Source organism: Variimorphobacter sp. HTMS_6, assembly GCF_059717775.1.
The window spans coordinates 3964293-3981812 of the sequence record NZ_AP046094.1 but is presented as its reverse complement, the minus strand read 5'-3'; the positions used below and the strand labels follow the sequence as shown (position 1 = coordinate 3981812).

Genomic DNA, 17520 nt, shown 5'->3' with positions numbered 1-17520 from the left:
AAGAGGTATGTAATTATCAATGTAATGAGACATATAATGGAATTACCTCTTATCTCCTTTTCTTTGGCCTTAAGAAAATAACCTCCATAAATCAACGAAAAACATACATACACAAGCGTTATGTCCTTAATGCTCCTAGGCTTTTTTGTAGATGTTTTAGAAAAATAGATAGCTGGAATACAAGGCATCAGTGCCGTCCAGTAAATTTCTTTTAATATATCCATTGTGCCTCCCATAATGTATTAAAATATTTTATCAAGATTGATTTTGTGATCTCGTTTACCATCCGCAATATCAAATAAATATTCTGCAAGAAAACCGATTGATATTTTACTAAATTTACTTAAAACATCATCTAAGCCTTCCAATGCAGTTATCAATATTAGCATATGTTTTCTACTCATAATTTTACGCAAACCTTTTGCTGCAACTTTAGCTAACTTATCAATAAGTTTCTGACCAACTGAAACTCCAATTTTTCCACTTTTCAATACTCTATTCCAAGTAAAAAGCATTGGAAAAATTATTATTCCTATATCAACTGTCAAAATGAACCAAGCACCTAATTTCAATTTCTTGAATCCACTAGGGTCAATATTCATAATTGGATTATTATTACCGTACACAAATAAATTAGAACAAATAGGATTCTCCGTATTCAGCTTTTGCATACTTGGTTCATCAGCATTGATAAACCTACCCACATTCGGTTCATAATACCTACTCTGTAAATAGTAGAATCCCGTCTCATTATCAAGATAATATCCCCTATATCTCATAGGATTAATTTTTGCCAAGTCACTTTCAGATGTGTCACTCAGTGTTGTACAAAGTCCCCATGCATCGTAATTATAACTTACTAATTGCTTACCCGCATTGTCTAGAATACCAATTACATCTCCTTGACCGTTTAATACATAGAGATATTCCGTACCATTTCGGTTAAATCCAACCAGTTGATTATTTTTGTCATAACGGAAGTATATTTTATTCGTACCATCATCTTGACTTGTAATACGTCCGTCAATTGTGGTGTAAGTGGTAGTAACTCCATTTACTGTTTTTGAGGTACGGATACCTTTATCATTGTAATGATAATTAATAGTATCTGTCCCTTTATTCATCGAGTTAAGCTCACGACCAGCCTTCCACTCCATATTCCAACCAAGATAGCTTAGCGGATTACCCAACTCATCATAAGTTATTTCCTGACCATTATAATTAGTTAATTCATCTGGAAATTCGCTATTATTATATTTATAATTAATTGTACTACTAGCAACTTCACCAGTCAACTCTGTCTCAGTGGTATAGGTGTATTCCTTTTTGTTTAATATATTGCCATGGGTATCATATTCATATGTAAAGGTTTTCATTTGAACATGGTCATCCACACGAATTAGCTCATCGGCAATATCATAATAGTAATGGTATTGTTCTACACCGTTTAAACTTATCGTAGAGATATTTCCATAGTTATCATTGGTATATGTCAGATTGGAAGATGTATTTGAGTAAGTATTCTTATATTCTTCAAGCTGACCATTTCCGCTATATTGATAATTTGTACCTAAAACAGTTGTATCTCCATTCATAATCTTAGTTTCATTTAGTTTGTCATTCGAATCATCATTCGCATACTGATAAGATTTTGAATAAATCTCATTTGCATTTGTAGAGAAAGAATCTTTATTATTATCGCTGTCAACCTTTATGCTATAAGTTTTATTATTGAATACCTGGTCGAGGCTCACATCATCTGATCCAATCGTATAATGATCTATTTCTTCTCCAAGTACTTCTCCTGTTCCCTTCGTTACGGATACCGTTGTGGAAGAATCCTCGTTATACGTATAGGAGGTGGTGGTACTATTGTCATAATCCTTTTTTGTCTTCAAGTTATCATCTTCGTTATAACTATACTCATAGGAATAATTAATATTACCGTCAATCCTTATGCCTTTTACTTTATCGTTATCATAGTCATAAACAATCTTCCCACCATTCGCATAATTTATTTCCTTTAGTAACTCATCAGTATCAGAGGTATAAGAATAAGATGCCAAGGTTTTACTTGATACGCCTTCTTCACCATCCCCTTTATTGCCCTTTACGGATACAGCTGTAACATCACCTTTCGAATTATATTTTACACTATAGCTACTTACTGCAGTAGTTGTCAATTTACCGGTTATCGCATCGTAAGAATAACTAGTTCCGGCGGTAGTGTCATTATAGCTCTCATTCGTTGCTATTCCGTTATCTCCTTTTGTAATGCTATCCTGTTCGGTAGAGTACTCCATTGGTGATATCTTCTGTAGAACTCTTCCATATGAATCGTAAACCGTACGAATCACTCGTGACGACCCTTCTCTATCCTTTATTTCTTGTTTTATAACATTACCCAAAGTGTCATAGATTAATGTAGTTATAACTTTCTTTGCATCTGTAGAATTAATGAGTTGGCCTAATTCATTGTACTGATAACTGGTAGTATCTGCAACTTCTCCATCCTTTGTTACCGTTGTACTTTCCGGATACCAATATTTATCATCATACGTATAACTAGTCTCGGTACCATCCTTCGTTTTTTCGCTTTTTACCAATCTATTCGAATAATAAGTATAGGATGTAGTGTTAACAGTCATTCCATCATTAACCTCTTGCATCAGTAAGTTACCATTCTCATCATATTCTGTTGTTGTGATTGTTTTATCTGTGGTCACTCCTGTTTCTTCCTCATAACTAGTGACCGTTGAATCTTCAATACACTTTTTAATATGGTCTAAACTATAATAAGTAATCACATACTTAATCTCTTCTGTTATGCTTCCACTGTCATCCGTTGTAATACTACTTGTTATATTCCCATAACCATCATATGTATACGTTGTTACATTACCATCCTCGTCAGTTGACTGGTCGATATCATCATAATTGTTTAGATAAGTTGTAGTACCCGTTACATTTTCACCATCTGAAGTTGATATTGGTCGCATTAATTTATCATATGTTGTGACCGTCTTGTTATCATCTGAATCAGTCGTAGTTGTTATATAATTTGAGTCATCATAAGTAAAGGAGGTTGCCTTTCCATCACTATCTGTAATTTTGATTACTCTCCAAGTCTTGGCGGCGTCATAAGAAGCACTCTGCTTCACATTACCAAAGGCATCTTTAATACTTGTTAGGCAATTATTTGAATTATAACTATACTCATCAACGGTCTTCCCGGTTGGTGAGATGCTCTTTGTTAAGTTGCCATTATCGTATTGATACCCGAATACTCTTCCTGCTGGATCAGTAATTGAACTAATTTTCCCGGATTCGTCATAGTCAATCTGGTATATTCTATGTACAGAGTCTTCTATCTTACTTATCTTACCTGTACTATCTACAGTGATTTTTACAATATTATTATTTTGATCTGTAATCATGTCAAGATAACCACTGGCAGTAAAGTGATAAGTGGTTCTATCAATACTAGTTATTGTAAATGTATTATCACTATTTTTAACAAGCTTGTCTCTGGTGTTCAGTCCTACGTATGCACTTCCTTTTAGTTCAAAGAAGTCTTTGCTACCATCAGGTAATGACACTACTTTTATATTCGTAAGCTTAATTGTCTGTGTAATTCCCTTTGCATCTTTATAGGTATTGCTATAGTCCATACAGCTACCCTGGAAAGCAAAGCTCCAGCCTTTGCCGAATAAACCAACAGCATTATTCTGCGAATCATAGAAACGTGTAAATGCCATGGTGTATCCCGGTGAATCGATACTGAAATCTGTCGCACTATAGGTAAAGCTGCCAAGACTTGCAGGGTTATAGACATGCCCAACCGTAATTGTCTTTACAGAGGGGTTTCCGGCTTTATCTTTGGCATAAACAGTATATACCCCATTTTGAGAAACCTGAATAGAGCTTCCGGTGACTGAGCTTGCAGCAGATAACGGGAAGTTATCTGTTGTGAAGGAGCCTAATGCCCACTTAGTTGAAGTTGCATCATATCCGCTTACCGCATCCGTTACGCTTAAGTTTATTGTATTAACGGTATCCCATGCCGTGGACGCAGATAATGTTATATTTGGAGCAGTTGGATCAAATTGATACTTATAAGTTGGTGAATTTGGATTGTCCGCTTTGTCCTTTGCTGTTATTGATATATTATAAGTACCAGCTGTTGCTACGTTATAGCTATCTCCGTTATTAATTGGACTCGAAGCTGCTCCGTTTATGGAATATGTAAAGCTTTGCAGACCACTCAATGAATCACTCGCATTAAAGGTTAACTGCGGGGCAGTCTTATACCAATCATTACTACCATCGGGTTTAAGTGGATCAGCAGTGATGGACGCAGTTGGTATGGTTGAATCATATTTAACCGTTATTGGAGTAGCCGGAACGTTATTACCTGCTCCATCAGTAATGTTCGCAGAAACCTTGTAGGTTCCCTGAGTATCTATTGATATTTTTCCTCCGGGTGATATCGTACCCGTTTTGGTTACTGTATTCGTTGCTGTATTGGTTACTGTATAGGTAATTGTTTTAATTCCGCTTGCAGAGCTAGCGTCAAAGGTTACTTCTGGTTTTGCTTTATACCATCCGTTACTATTATCTTCTATATTCTTTACAGAAATCAACGTTACTACACCACTAGCTGGGCTATAATAATATGCATACTTTGCTGCAGGAGCTGAATTTCCTGCCTTATCTGTTGCATTTAATGTTATATTATAGGTACCTGCTTTTTCTAATTTATAAGTAGTACTCCCGTTTAAAATTGAATTGCTTTCTGTATCTGCACCGGTTACGGAATATGTAAAGCTTTGAAGGCCACTTACTGGATCACTTGCTTTAAATGTTAATATTGGTGCTGTTTTATACCAGCTACCATTTCCGTCTGGTTCAATATTTTCTGAAATAGAAATACTAGGCGGTGTAGGGTCGTATTTAAATGTCTTTGCTGGTGATGTATAAATATTACCTGCTCCGTCTATAACTTTCTCAGTAATACTATAGGTGCCCGCTGCAGTCGGGGTCGGTGTAAAGGTTCCTCCTACTTTTGTAGTTGCAGTTGTGACAGCTCCACCGTTTATAGAAACAGAATAAGAGACGCTTTGTACACCACTAGTTGCATCACTCGCATTAAACTTCACTGTTGGTGCTGTTTTAAACCAACCATTACTACCATCTGGTATACCATCTTCAGGTGAACTAAATGATATAGATCCAGTTGGTGCAGTACCATCTACATAAATTGTTGCACCCTTGCCTGTTCCTACAATTCCACCATTATCAACTCCTCGTACAAATATACGATAGCAGCCTGCTGGCCAGGTATTACTACCAGATACCGTCTTGCTACCTGAGCTCGTAGTTCCAATTTGAGTTGAGGAGGAATATGGAATATACGACTCATCGATAACATCAGTATTAGTAGAATTATAAGTAGCCAAGCGATATTCCACATGGTTTAATGACTGTGATGATATCCCTGCCCAATTTACAGTAGTATAGGTTCCAGGTTTTATGTATTGATCATTAACCGTTACACTACTTGCAATCGTTGGTCCATCATAGTATACGATTGATAATTTCGGTTTATAGGAATCAGTACTACAACGAGAGCTATAGTATTGGGAATATACTCCGGAGCTTGTCTCATCTGCATCACGAAGTAAGATACCATAACTTGTATATGATCCATTTGCAATTTCTCTTGCATGATCAGTAAGATCTAATGTTTTTGCTGTCCCTTTTTTGCCGCTTGTGGTAAAGGAATCATAGAATGCTGCCGTATAATCCTTACGAGTATTCCATGTGATATCTCCTTTTGTCCAATCCGCTTTTACTCGATGAGCTTCTACCGTTCCACCGGAGCCTCCATTATCCGTTTCATATAAGGTCAACTTGGCACTGTCGATATACTGATTGTCAATCAATTTCGTAAAATCAGTAAATCGTAGATAGGTACGGAATACTCCTTGTGCTCCGTTACCAACTGAAAATGTAGTTACCCCACTTGAATAAAAGTTCATATCGTCATAAGGACTTTTACTTATAATATATACATCCGAGATATCCTCGCTTCCAAACCAAGTAACGGTTGGATCGATTGTTACCGGATACACTCTGTCCGTACTGTTTAAATAATCTTCGCTGACAGTAAGCGCTAAAACATAGGAATCCTCTTCCCCTTCTTTCTGTCCGAGTGTATAATGCAAGTCTTTACTGTATGCGTTATTGGTTGCATCATTCATAAACGGAGCTTCGATGCCGCCCACTAGGTCTCCGGTTTCTTTATCATAGAGTGAGATTCCGCCATCCAGTGTGTTCATTCTCGGAACAATACCCTTTAGATTTAAATCATAAAGGAATACATTGGACTCTGGTTTCTCATTTAATACGATATTCTCCTTCATACCGGTATCTTGAGATACATATTCCACCTGCATGTTTTTATCCTGGGTAGAATAGGTAACCTTTGTCGGTGCTTCAGTTGTCTCATCATATAAATCAGTTGTCTCTTCATTCGATACCGAAGCTGACTTTAGATCGGATTCCTCCGGCAAGGCTGATTGATCTACCTTATCAAGAACTTGATCGATTGTATCTACCTTGGTTGTATCATCCGTCACAGAGTCAAGCTTTACATCTTTCTCTGTGTCATTGAGAGTTTGATCAACCTTTTCACTTTTTGTCGTATCTTTATCATCCTTGATGGATTGATCTACTATATCATTTTGTTCCAGATCAGTTGCTTCCACTTCTTCATTTGCAAACACAGGGCGGAAGGCCATCTCATAAGAATTATTCACCATAAGGATAGGGGTATCCTCAGTGAGTTTCTGTGGGAGATAATGTTTTTTATCACCCTCTTTATTCTGGAATTTATAATTTTCCAATCTTTTATTGGTCTTGATATCCTCTGTAGTAATACCAACTAAGCTTGGGTCATAGTCTAATAGTTCTCCATCCTTGTTCTTAAAGCGAACATCTCCGCTATACATAACAAGTTCCTTGGATCCATTATCATTTTGAAATGTTGTAGAATTCGTTGTTTTCTTAATTACTCTTTCTCTTTTTGTTAGCTTATGCTTCTCCGGCTTTGTGCTAACTGTTTGTTTTGACCCGGTACTAACAGGGTCTTTCTTAAATACTTGTGCTGACACATTCTCAGTGGCAGTTGTTATGGTCATACATAGTACAAGTATCATAACAACTATTCGTTTAAATGATTTTCCCACCCTTAAATCCTCCATTGCTATTTTATCTTTTGTATTTTTATCTGATTAATTGTTAAATTAATCACGCAGATACGATTATACCATATTATACCTGTTTTACAATAAAATGATAAATATTATTATATTTTGTATGTTATTGTCACTTTTTATCATTATTAATCTCTATTTACTAATATAAGGTACATTTTTCCTTTCATACATTTATCCTATTCCATGTTGCCATGATAGAAATGAGAACAATTATAAGCCTACATACATATCATATTTATTTTCCTCCTTCATACAACTTGATTTTATCAATCGTTACTATATTTAACCCGAAAATCATAAAAAATCTGTATGAATTTCCACTAAAGCAGTTTATATAAAATTAATATTAAAATATATTCCTTTTCGTACCAAAATATGTTGCTTTTCGTTGGTTTTTGTATTTTAATAATATATGATAGCAATTGGAATATATCATTTTAGGAGGTTATATGGCAGATACTATCTCTATTATAATTGTAGAAGATGATACGACAGCATGTAATGAATTTTCCAACTATATAAGTGACTTAGAAGATATCACATTATTAGGAATTACGAATAGTTCCTATACAGCAATCGATTATATAAAGGATTACTTGCCGGATGTGATAGTCCTGGATCTTGAACTACATAACGGCAGTGGTAATGGCATAGCTGTTTTACAGGGAATTAATGACCTTTCGCTTGACACAAAGCCGTATATTTTGATTACTACCAATAATTCGAGCCAGATTACTTATGATTTAGTTCGTCAGCTTGGTGCTGATTTCATAATGTCAAAGCATCAAGAGGATTACTCTGTGAAAAAGGTTATTGACTTCATAAGTATTATGAAGCCAATTGTACATAGCCAGAGACTTGCATCCTCTACGACGCATGCCACTACAGAAGATCCTGACATTCGTAATAAGCGTATCGTGCGCAGAATCAGCACAGAGTTGAATAACATTGGTATTAGTCCTAAGGTTGTAGGCTTTCAATACCTTCTCGATGCAATACAGATTGTTATTGACAAACCGGCACAGAATTTATGTTATATCATTGGTACGAAATACAAAAAGACGGAATCCAGCGTGGAACGAGCAATTCAGAATGCAATCAGTAAAGCCTGGAAGACTACGGATATAGAAGATTTGCTCAAATATTACACCGCCAGGATTAACCCGGATAAAGGTGTTCCAACGATAACAGAGTTTATCTTTTATTACGCGAACAAAATAAAGAATGAATACTAGATCGGTTATCTAGATAAAGAAAAACAAGCCACACATATGTGCAGCTTGTTCACATTATAAACCAAACCATCCCCAAATTTTTTTCCAAAAATCAGCCATGTTTTCGTCCTCCTATTTTTTCTTTAAATTTACTTAAAATAGGAAGATTTCTATATTGGTTGCTGTGTGGTGCTTTATGTTGATAATCATTACTTTAAAGAAGGTGAGCTTATTTTTGCTACTTGTGTAAAATATTTATTCACATTGATATCTTGCTTTTATACTTTTACCCGGCTTTTACATATAACGCCTAGTAAAAAAGTGTATTTATCTTTTGGCTTGTCATTAATTCCTATATTACCAATGATTTATTTAATGAGAACCCACATCAAACCTCTCAGTTTTCTTGTTATGGTTCTCATATTTACCTGTTTTGTTGTTGTTTCGCTTAAAGTCACCCCAAAGCTGGCTTTAATTGTATCGATTTTCTCCTTTGGTGTATCCTCCGTATATTTTGTACTTAGCTCATTTATAGCGTACCCTATTTGCAGCATAATCAAATTGTTTACCCACGAATTTCCACCTGATTCAATAGCAATATTTATACTCGGTATTGCACAAACTTGCATAGCGATCATCCCCTTTCAATTCAAACGTTTGAAGAAAGGTATGCCTTTTTTATATGACTATGCTTCCAATGATTTAGGCTTTTATATAAGTATAAATTTATTATTTGCAATCTCATTTTTTGGTTTTAGGGAGCAAGCTTATCTTGTATTCACCATACCGGTTTTTTTCACACTATTATGTGGTCTTTCAATTTTATATTGGTGGAAAAGTAGACTTTCTCAAAAATACATTGAGAAGATAAATGCAAAAGAAACGGAAGCACTTCAAGAAATCATAAATGAAAAAGATAAGCAAATTGATGATCTTAAATTTCATAATGACGAATTAGCGAAAATTATTCACAGTGATAATAAGTTAATCCCATCTATGGAACTAGCTCTACGTGAGTATCTATTATCGGTGGAGTACGAAACAGATCACCAATTGCATATCGCTAAAGCGAAAGAATTAATTGCACAATTACAGAATATGACGAAAGAACGAGCTGGTATTATAAGCACCTATGAAGTTACCGGGAAGCAGCTTACGAAAACTGATGTTCTACCAATCGATAATTTATTCTCTTATATGCTTCAGAAGGCAAGTAGGCTGTATATTAACCTTGATTTTTCATTAACTGGAAGTGTAAAGTATTTAACAGATACTATTATAGATATAGAAGATTTAAGAACTTTACTTGCAGATCTGATTGAGAATGCCATTATTGCAACAAAAAAAGAGCACAACCGGAAAGTCATGATCAATATTGGAGTAGCAGATGGATATTATTTTATTGATATATTGGATAGTGGAAATCCCTTCAAGGTTGAGGTATTGCTTAATATCGGAGTAAAACAGATTACCACACATGCAGAAGATGGTGGTAGCGGAATCGGTCTGATGTCAACGTACGAGTTGATTTCAAAATACGACGCTAGTTTTGTTATCGAGGAATATTCGAATAACAACCTATTTACCAAAAAGGTATCCGTAGTATTTGATAAACAAAGTCAACTGCGCATAAAATCCAACCGGGATGACCTTAAGAATTTACTTTCCTTCCGTAGTGATATCATTATCGTTAATGACCACGAATCGAATTATATCGAGTCAGCATCATAAAAAGAAAAGCACTGTATATCATACTTATATTATGATATGCAGTGCTTTTCTTTGACTGGCTTTTCTCTTTTATATGTTTACTATCAGCTATTAAATCATAGTTATAAGTACAAATAGAGCATTTATTAATATTGCAAGGACTGAAAACCCCATCGTAACTGTATACAACGCGGAAGCGATAGTTTCGTGTTTTTTATGTATGAAGTACGAAATCATTCCACATATATTTGCTACTACAGCCGGGCTGATTATAATGAGTAAAACTAATACTCCAAGGTTATCTAGCTTTCCTCCTCGGAATTGTGTCTGATAAAAATTTAATGCAAAAACAATCAGGTCTGTTAATGCGCATACTCCTAATAATATCTTATATTTTTTCATTCCATCTTCCTCTATTCTTTATTGGATTATAAGTTTCTACCTTTCCAACTTTATATATAGTAAGGATCAGCTGTGGCTACTATCAGTTTATCATACTCAATTATAAAATCCAACATTTTCCTATGTTTTATTCTATCGTAATCAAGATTAACTTAGTATTCTAATTATTCCGGTTCATAATTGTTCCATGTTCATATATTCTACATTACTGAATAACAAAAAAACTCCGAGAACACCGTTAACCTCTCATCTTTTGCCTTAGCATAATCGAATGAAGTTACGATATTCTCGGAGCTGTATATAGTCGTCCAGTATAACCGCCTTTTTGTAATTGTTTTGAACTCTAGTCCCAGCTATATTTGTGAAGCTGGCCTTCCATTCTCATGCCTTCAAAGTCATTCTGTCTTAAGGCTTCATAGAGAATTATGGCTACGGAATTACCAAGATTAAGGGATCTGATATCTCCGATCATGGGGATACGGATCGTATTCTCCTTGTTCTCAAGTAAAATCTCCTCAGGGATTCCGGCGCTTTCTTTACCGAACATAATAAAGCAGTCCGATTCATATTCCACATGGGTATAGGAGTGCTGCGCCTTCGTGGTTGCCATGTAGATCTTGGCATTCGGATTCTTCTCTAAGAAGTCCTGGTAACTGTCATAAACAGTTACGTCTAGATCTTTCCAATAGTCCAGCCCGGCTCTTCTGATTTCCTTTTCATTTAGACGGAAGCCCATTGGTTCAATCAAATGAAGCTTCGTTCCGGTTGCAACACAAGTTCTGCCGATATTCCCGGTATTTGCCGGTATCTCAGGCTCTAATAATACTATATTCATTAATCATAACCTCCAAAATCTACTTTGTTCTATTTCTCCTTCACAGTAGAAACTTGAACATAGCATCTAATTGTTTATTCCTATTAATGTAAAACATATCGTTTATACATGTCTTATAAGACATTGTATAATCGCTAAACTGTACTTTTCTCAAGAAGATATATAGAAAAAAAGGTGAATTAATCACCTTTTATCGCTATATTAATTTCAATTATTTTGTTGTCCTCATAGGTGAGGGGAACACATATATTCTTTGCATAATTTGTTGTAAATGATATCGTTCCATTGCCAATGGTCGGCGGGGTGATATCGATTGCAATTCCCTTCGTAGAAAAGATCGTTGCTGTATTACCCATAATCATATTACCAAGTTCACCAATAGCACTCTTCGCCAAATCATCCAGTTCAGATACCGGCATCATAATCATCTTTGATGCAATATCACAAGCTATCTTATTGTTAAATGAAATCATTGCCTGACCTTTCATTTCCCCTGTAAATCCGATCATAATGATTAAGTTATCTGCAAATGTAGATGTACTATTTATATATGGTCTACCAACTTTGGCATCAATAAAACACATTTCTTTAAATATCTTTGCTGCTGCCATAATGAATGGATTAATATGATCAACATTGACATTGACATTAGCCATTCGACTACCTCCTATTTATCAATACGTATTTCCATTGTAACACATAATCCGCCATAATTTCAACTAATTCGTCAATATTTCCTATGCTCTATGCTTTACAACAAATCTTTCGATTCTTTCTAGTGCTATTTTTAAGTTATCAATGGAATATGCATAAGAAATTCTAAGATATCCTTCCCCACATTCTCCAAAGGCTGTTCCAGGCACCAAAGCAACTTTTTCTTCCTGAAGTAACTTTGTGGCAAATTCATCCGATGTCATCCCAAGACTCTTGATACAAGGGAATACATAGAACGCTCCATAAGGTTCAAAGCACTCTAACCCCATACCGCGAAGGGCATGTAGTAGAAATCTTCTGCGCTTATCATAAGCATCTCTCATCAGTTCCACATCAGCATCTCCGTTTTTGAGTGCTTCCACTCCAGCATACTGACTATTCGTTGGTGCACACATAATTGCAAACTGATGGATTTTCGTCATCTGTTCAATAATTAATGCCGGCCCAGCTGCATAACCCAATCTCCAGCCTGTCATAGCATAAGATTTGGAAAATCCATTAATAACAATGGTTCTCTCCCTCATTCCGGGGAAGGTAGCTATGGATACATGTTCCTTATCGTACGTAAGCTCAGAATATATTTCATCCGATATAACGATGATATCCTTCTCTATGATGACATCTACGATATCCTTCAGATCATCGTAATCCATAATCGCTCCAGTTGGGTTGTTCGGATATGCCAGAATCAATATCTTTGTTTTATCCGTTATGGAATCAAGCAGTTGTTGTCTTGTCAGCTTAAAATCATTCTCTCCCTTTAGTTCGATGATTACAGGAGTTCCACCGGCTAACACGGTACATGGGTGATAGGATACATAACAGGGCATCGGTATCAACACTTCGTCACCCGGCTCTATCATAGCGCGTAAAGCAATATCAATTGCTTCACTTCCACCTACCGTTACGATAACCTCATTATTATAATCATATTCTAAATTACATCTTCTTTTTAAATAAGTACTGATCTCTTCTCTTAATTCTCTCAAACCGGAATTGGAGGTATAGATTGTTCTTCCTCTTTCTAAGGAATAAATACCTTCCTCACGAATATGCCAAGGAGTATCGAAATCAGGTTCACCCACACCAAGGGATATCGCGTCCTTCATCTCACTTACAATATCAAAGAATTTTCTAATTCCGGAAGGAGGCATATCTACTACTGTTTTTGCTAATGGATTTCTCAAGGCGTAATCAACATCCTTTCATCTTGTTTCATCTGTACCAGTGGAAGACCGTGCTCTTTATATTTTTTCAATACAAAATGAGTAGCGGTGCTTAAAATTGCATCCATAGGGGCTAATTTTTCCGATACGAAGTTCGCAACTTCTCTCATCGTCTTACCCTCAAGGATAACGGTTAAGTCAAATCCACCTGACATAAGATAAACGGATTGCACCTCATTAAAACGATATATTCTTTCCGCTATTTTATCAAAGCCTAATCCTCTTTGCGGTGTAACTTTCAATTCGATTAGTGCGGTTACTCTTTCACAATTTACTTTATCCCAATTAATCAGAGTCGGATAACCACAGATAATGGACTCATCCTCCATCTGCTGGATCGCAGTTACAACTTCCTCCTCCGTGCTGCCTAACATAATAGCTAAATCTGCAGGGGATAGTTTACTATTTTTATCAATGGCCTTTAAGATTCGTTCTCTCATACTTACCTCCATTTACTGCTTTTTAGCAGATGACATTAAACATTAATTACATTATCTTATATAATTCATCACTCTTTGGAGGCTCTAAGTAACGTCTTTCCTCGTCATTAATAATGATTCTATCATTACTTTGAGTTATTCTTCCAATCACTGCCGCTGTAATTCCCTTCGCTTTCAGGGTATCCACCAGTTGATTTGCGCTATCTGTGATTATCAACATACATCCGCTGGAAATCAACATATACGGATTCAGATCATAGAATTCGCATATCTCTACTGTTTCCTGCTTTAATAATATCTTCTTTAAATCCACTTCAAGACCAACCTTGGAAGCTGCACCAATTTCCCATAGAGCTCCAAACAATCCACCTTCTGTGACATCGTGCATTGATGTCACGCCAACGGCTCGTGCCACCATCGCTTCCGGTACAACTGATAAATAGTTGATAAATTCTTTGGCATTTTCTATAAAGCTTGCTGCATATTTGGTTTTGAGTTCCTCTTCCTTCTCGGCAGCTATAATTGCAGTGCCCTCAAGACCAGCCCACTTAGTCATGACGATCTCTTGACCAGGACGCGCTCCCGCTGTTTTTATCATCTCATTACGCTTCATCTTACCAACACCGGTTACCGTTACAATTGGTTGGTTTACCGCTTTGGTAATCTCCGTATGACCACCGATTACTTCCAGATTTAGCTTGTTGCATTCGGATTCAATGTCTTGCATGATAGACCGAAGTTCTACTTCCTCTGTTCCTTCCGGTAATAAAATGGTAAGCATTAACCCAAATACTTCTGCTCCGTTAGAGGCGATGTCGTTAGCAGTAATATTGACCGCTAAGGTTCCAATATCCTTTACAGCTCCAGTGATGGGATCGGTTGACAATACAAAAACTTCATCCTGTTCTAATGCAAGTACACTGCAGTCTTCCCCTACGCCGGGTCCTACCAGTACTTCTTCACGTCTATGTCCAATTTGTTTTAGTACAGACCGTTTCAGGACTGTTTCGGATACTTTCCCAATCTTCATCATATCTCTCCAACTAGCATTTTATCAATTCCTAATGTATTCGATACCAAATCACTCTTTACTGTGCTTGATTTCCGGTATTATTCTGATCACCTTCATTATTAACCGGCGGTTTCGTCGGTGTCTTTGTAGGTGCTTTTGTCGGTGTATTTGTTGGTTTATTCTCTTTTACGACTTTTGTTCCTATCGTTATACGACGTGCTGCAGCCTGATAAGAGCTTTTGTTAATGAGTGTTCTACTCACTTCCACGCCATCTTTATATACCACCTTATACAACTCTGCTCTATATCCGGTATGTGCAGGAGTCGTCACCTCACGATAGCCAACCGGTTTTGAAGGATCCTTGGTGATAATTTCATTTGAAGGTTGCTTAACCGATAGTGTCTTCGATACATATTTGATCGTACGATGCTTCGTATCTCTAGTTTCATCACCATATAATTTAAAGGTAATTCTACGGTTTACTGTATATGACTGAATCAAAATCGGAACCTTCGTATTATTTTTAAATCTAAAGTTCTTATACGTACCTGCAATTGCAGCATCTCTTGATAAATCAACATAGCTGATTGTCATTGAGTGCGGTTGTCTTTGTACAACTTCCAGCTCCGCCATTAACACTGCATTGTACAGGGTAGTTGTAACCTGGCACGCACCACCACCAACGCTGTCAATAACCTCACCATTAAGATACGCTCCCGCTACATGGTATCCGTTTGCTGCTGTAAACGGAGTTAATACATCATAAGCAGAAAAAGTATCTCCGGGATATAAAACCATGTTGTTAATCAATCTTGCACCATTTGCAAGATTCGCAGCACGTCCTGCTGCTGAGCTGGCATATTCTGTTGTGTAGGAACCTAATAACGTATCACACTTCTTAACAACATCCAAGTTATATAAAGGCTGATCATCTTCCACTGCTGCTTTAATCTTAATGTCCTTGCGATCCCATTTGTCAATCGCTGCTGTTATAAGATTTGTGGTTTCATCAACACTTACCTTCTTACCTACAACGTCCTTTGTATAAACCAGTTTTCCACCCTTCATAGCTACAGAGGCATTCACCGGTTTTTTATTAAATTTACTCACATCCTTCGATACGAAGGTTTTAATCTTTTCTTTATCATAAGTAAACTTAAGAGGAAGTGTTACACTTCCATTCTCAGTATCTTTAATATCCTTATATCTTTTTACCAAATTACCGGAACGGCCTATATTAAGTGCCTGGGCAGTTTCCTCTTGTACATCTGCTTTATAGCCCAAATCTCCTAAGGTTTTATATACAACATAATCCCCTACGGATAATGTTACGTGATCACCGCGAAGCTTATTAATAAAATCATTAACAGCCTTTTCCGCCTGATCTTTTGTCATCCCGCTTACATCCACTTTGTCTATAAATACACCCTTGTATATCGTCTTTTCTTCATTTGTTGCCGCTATCGCAGGCTTTCCTGCATATACTGCGGATATTAATAAAAGGAATACTACGCAAAAAACAATTTTTAATCTGCTCATATTCACCCTCCGTTTCCACTAACTTATACTAAATATCGTAAAACCCGTAATTTCATAGTGATTTATGTAACTTCTTCCTATTGTATCATAAACCTAAGATTATTCAAGACCCGAATTCCTTAAGTTCCCAATGGTACACCTAATGTCCGGGATTACATTAACACACTTACTATATAAGGTACAACTAATGCAAGTACTAAAATTATAACGATAACTCTAGCGATAATTCTTCTGGATTTTTTACTATAAAAGTTCATTCATTTCACCTCTTTTTATTCTTTTCTACCTATAATAAAACAAACAATGATCTTATCATGTTCTATCACTACATTGTTGCTATAAACTATGAAGCCTTCGGTAGTCTGTCCTATACCGATACGATTCATTCTTACTATATTAACAGCAAGGTACAAAAATAATTTTATGATACTTTCTCCTATCAATCAAGGTTTTTTTGATTTTTGAGTAGGTTTATTTGTCTTCTTGTCCTTCTGATTTGCAAAAATGCAGTCTTCTCTTAAAAAGCACTCCATACATCTGGGATTTCTTGCCGTACAAAGTCCTCTACCGTGCGTTATAATTTGAATATTATATAAAATCCAGTGATCCTTTGGAAGTCTCTCCATTAGATCAAATTCTATCTTGACCGGATCTTCTTCCTTCGTAAACCCTAGGTGCTTCGATATTCGTTTAACATGAGTATCCACCACGATGCTAGGCTCATGAAAGATATTACCACGAATTACATTAGCCGTTTTCCGACCTACCCCTGCTAGATTTGTCAAAGCCTCCAGATCATTTGGAACCTCACCATCATATTTCTCTACCAGCTGCTTCGCACAGGCAATAATATTCTTCGCTTTATTTCTATAAAAGCCGGTGGAATGAATATCTTTCTCAAGCTCCACCTGATCTGCCTCAGCAAAGGCCTGAATACTGGTGTATTTTTGAAACAAATCCTTAGTAACGATATTAACTCTCTCATCCGTACACTGGGCACTTAATATTGTAGCAATTAATAGCTGCCAAGGATTCTCATGATTGAGATAGCACTTATACTCCGTACTATATTCCCGGTCAAGTGCAGCTAAGATGCGGTCAGTTCTTTCCTGTTCCTTTAACGATATTTTTCTTTTGGCCAAGAATA

The 17520-nt window shown here is 36.4% G+C and carries 12 protein-coding genes; 2 read left to right on the top strand and 10 right to left on the bottom strand.

Annotation, left to right across the window (positions count from 1 at the left end; all coding sequences use genetic code 11):
• Positions 1-242 precede the first annotated feature (242 nt).
• Positions 243-7250 (bottom strand): DNRLRE domain-containing protein, encoded by a 7008-nt coding sequence (locus tag AC6IWN_RS17990; protein WP_497989359.1) that lies wholly within the window; start codon positions 7248-7250, stop codon positions 243-245.
• 479 nt (positions 7251-7729) lie between these two features.
• On the opposite strand from AC6IWN_RS17990, the gene AC6IWN_RS17985 reads away from it, so the two are divergent.
• A complete protein-coding gene (locus AC6IWN_RS17985) occupies positions 7730-8515 on the top strand; it encodes a sporulation initiation factor Spo0A C-terminal domain-containing protein (RefSeq protein WP_497989357.1) in 786 nt (261 codons plus the stop codon).
• A gap of 347 nt (positions 8516-8862) precedes the next feature.
• Here the strand turns inward: AC6IWN_RS17985 and AC6IWN_RS17980 are convergent, their stop codons facing one another.
• On the bottom strand, positions 8863-9123 hold the full coding sequence (locus tag AC6IWN_RS17980) for a hypothetical protein (RefSeq protein WP_497989355.1): 261 nt from the start codon (positions 9121-9123) through the stop codon (positions 8863-8865).
• A 40-nt stretch (positions 9124-9163) separates the two neighbouring features.
• On the opposite strand from AC6IWN_RS17980, the gene AC6IWN_RS17975 reads away from it, so the two are divergent.
• Complete coding sequence (locus AC6IWN_RS17975) at positions 9164-10225, top strand: ATP-binding protein (RefSeq protein WP_497989354.1); 1062 nt, start codon at positions 9164-9166, stop codon at positions 10223-10225.
• A gap of 90 nt (positions 10226-10315) precedes the next feature.
• On the opposite strand, the gene AC6IWN_RS17970 is transcribed toward AC6IWN_RS17975, so the two are convergent.
• From AC6IWN_RS17970 to nth, 8 genes are all read right to left on the bottom strand, one after another.
• Complete coding sequence (locus AC6IWN_RS17970) at positions 10316-10606, bottom strand: hypothetical protein (RefSeq protein ID WP_497989352.1); 291 nt, start codon at positions 10604-10606, stop codon at positions 10316-10318.
• Between the two features lie 343 nt (positions 10607-10949).
• Positions 10950-11441, bottom strand: coding sequence for a tRNA (cytidine(34)-2'-O)-methyltransferase (locus tag AC6IWN_RS17965; RefSeq protein WP_497989350.1), 492 nt, complete (start codon positions 11439-11441; stop codon positions 10950-10952).
• Positions 11442-11620: 179 nt separating this feature from the next.
• Positions 11621-12097, bottom strand: a complete 477-nt coding sequence (locus tag AC6IWN_RS17960) for a chemotaxis protein CheX (RefSeq protein WP_497989348.1) — start codon at positions 12095-12097, stop codon at positions 11621-11623.
• Between the two features lie 81 nt (positions 12098-12178).
• On the bottom strand, positions 12179-13342 hold the full coding sequence (locus AC6IWN_RS17955; RefSeq protein ID WP_497989346.1) for an aminotransferase class I/II-fold pyridoxal phosphate-dependent enzyme: 1164 nt from the start codon (positions 13340-13342) through the stop codon (positions 12179-12181).
• The gene (locus AC6IWN_RS17950; protein ID WP_497989344.1) at positions 13339-13821 is read right to left on the bottom strand and encodes an Lrp/AsnC family transcriptional regulator; all 483 of its coding nucleotides are present in this window, start codon (positions 13819-13821) and stop codon (positions 13339-13341) included. Before AC6IWN_RS17950 ends, AC6IWN_RS17955 begins: the two co-directional genes overlap by 4 nt.
• Before the next feature lie 46 nt (positions 13822-13867).
• Entirely contained in the window at positions 13868-14851 is a 984-nt protein-coding gene (locus AC6IWN_RS17945; RefSeq protein WP_497989343.1) for an AIR synthase family protein, read from the bottom strand.
• A gap of 58 nt (positions 14852-14909) precedes the next feature.
• Complete coding sequence (locus AC6IWN_RS17940) at positions 14910-16373, bottom strand: VanW family protein (protein WP_497989341.1); 1464 nt, start codon at positions 16371-16373, stop codon at positions 14910-14912.
• A 443-nt stretch (positions 16374-16816) separates the two neighbouring features.
• Positions 16817-17515 carry an endonuclease III gene (gene nth, locus AC6IWN_RS17935; RefSeq protein WP_497989340.1) on the bottom strand — a complete coding sequence of 233 codons (699 nt, stop codon included), beginning with the start codon at positions 17513-17515 and terminating at the stop codon, positions 16817-16819.
• Positions 17516-17520 lie beyond the last annotated feature (5 nt).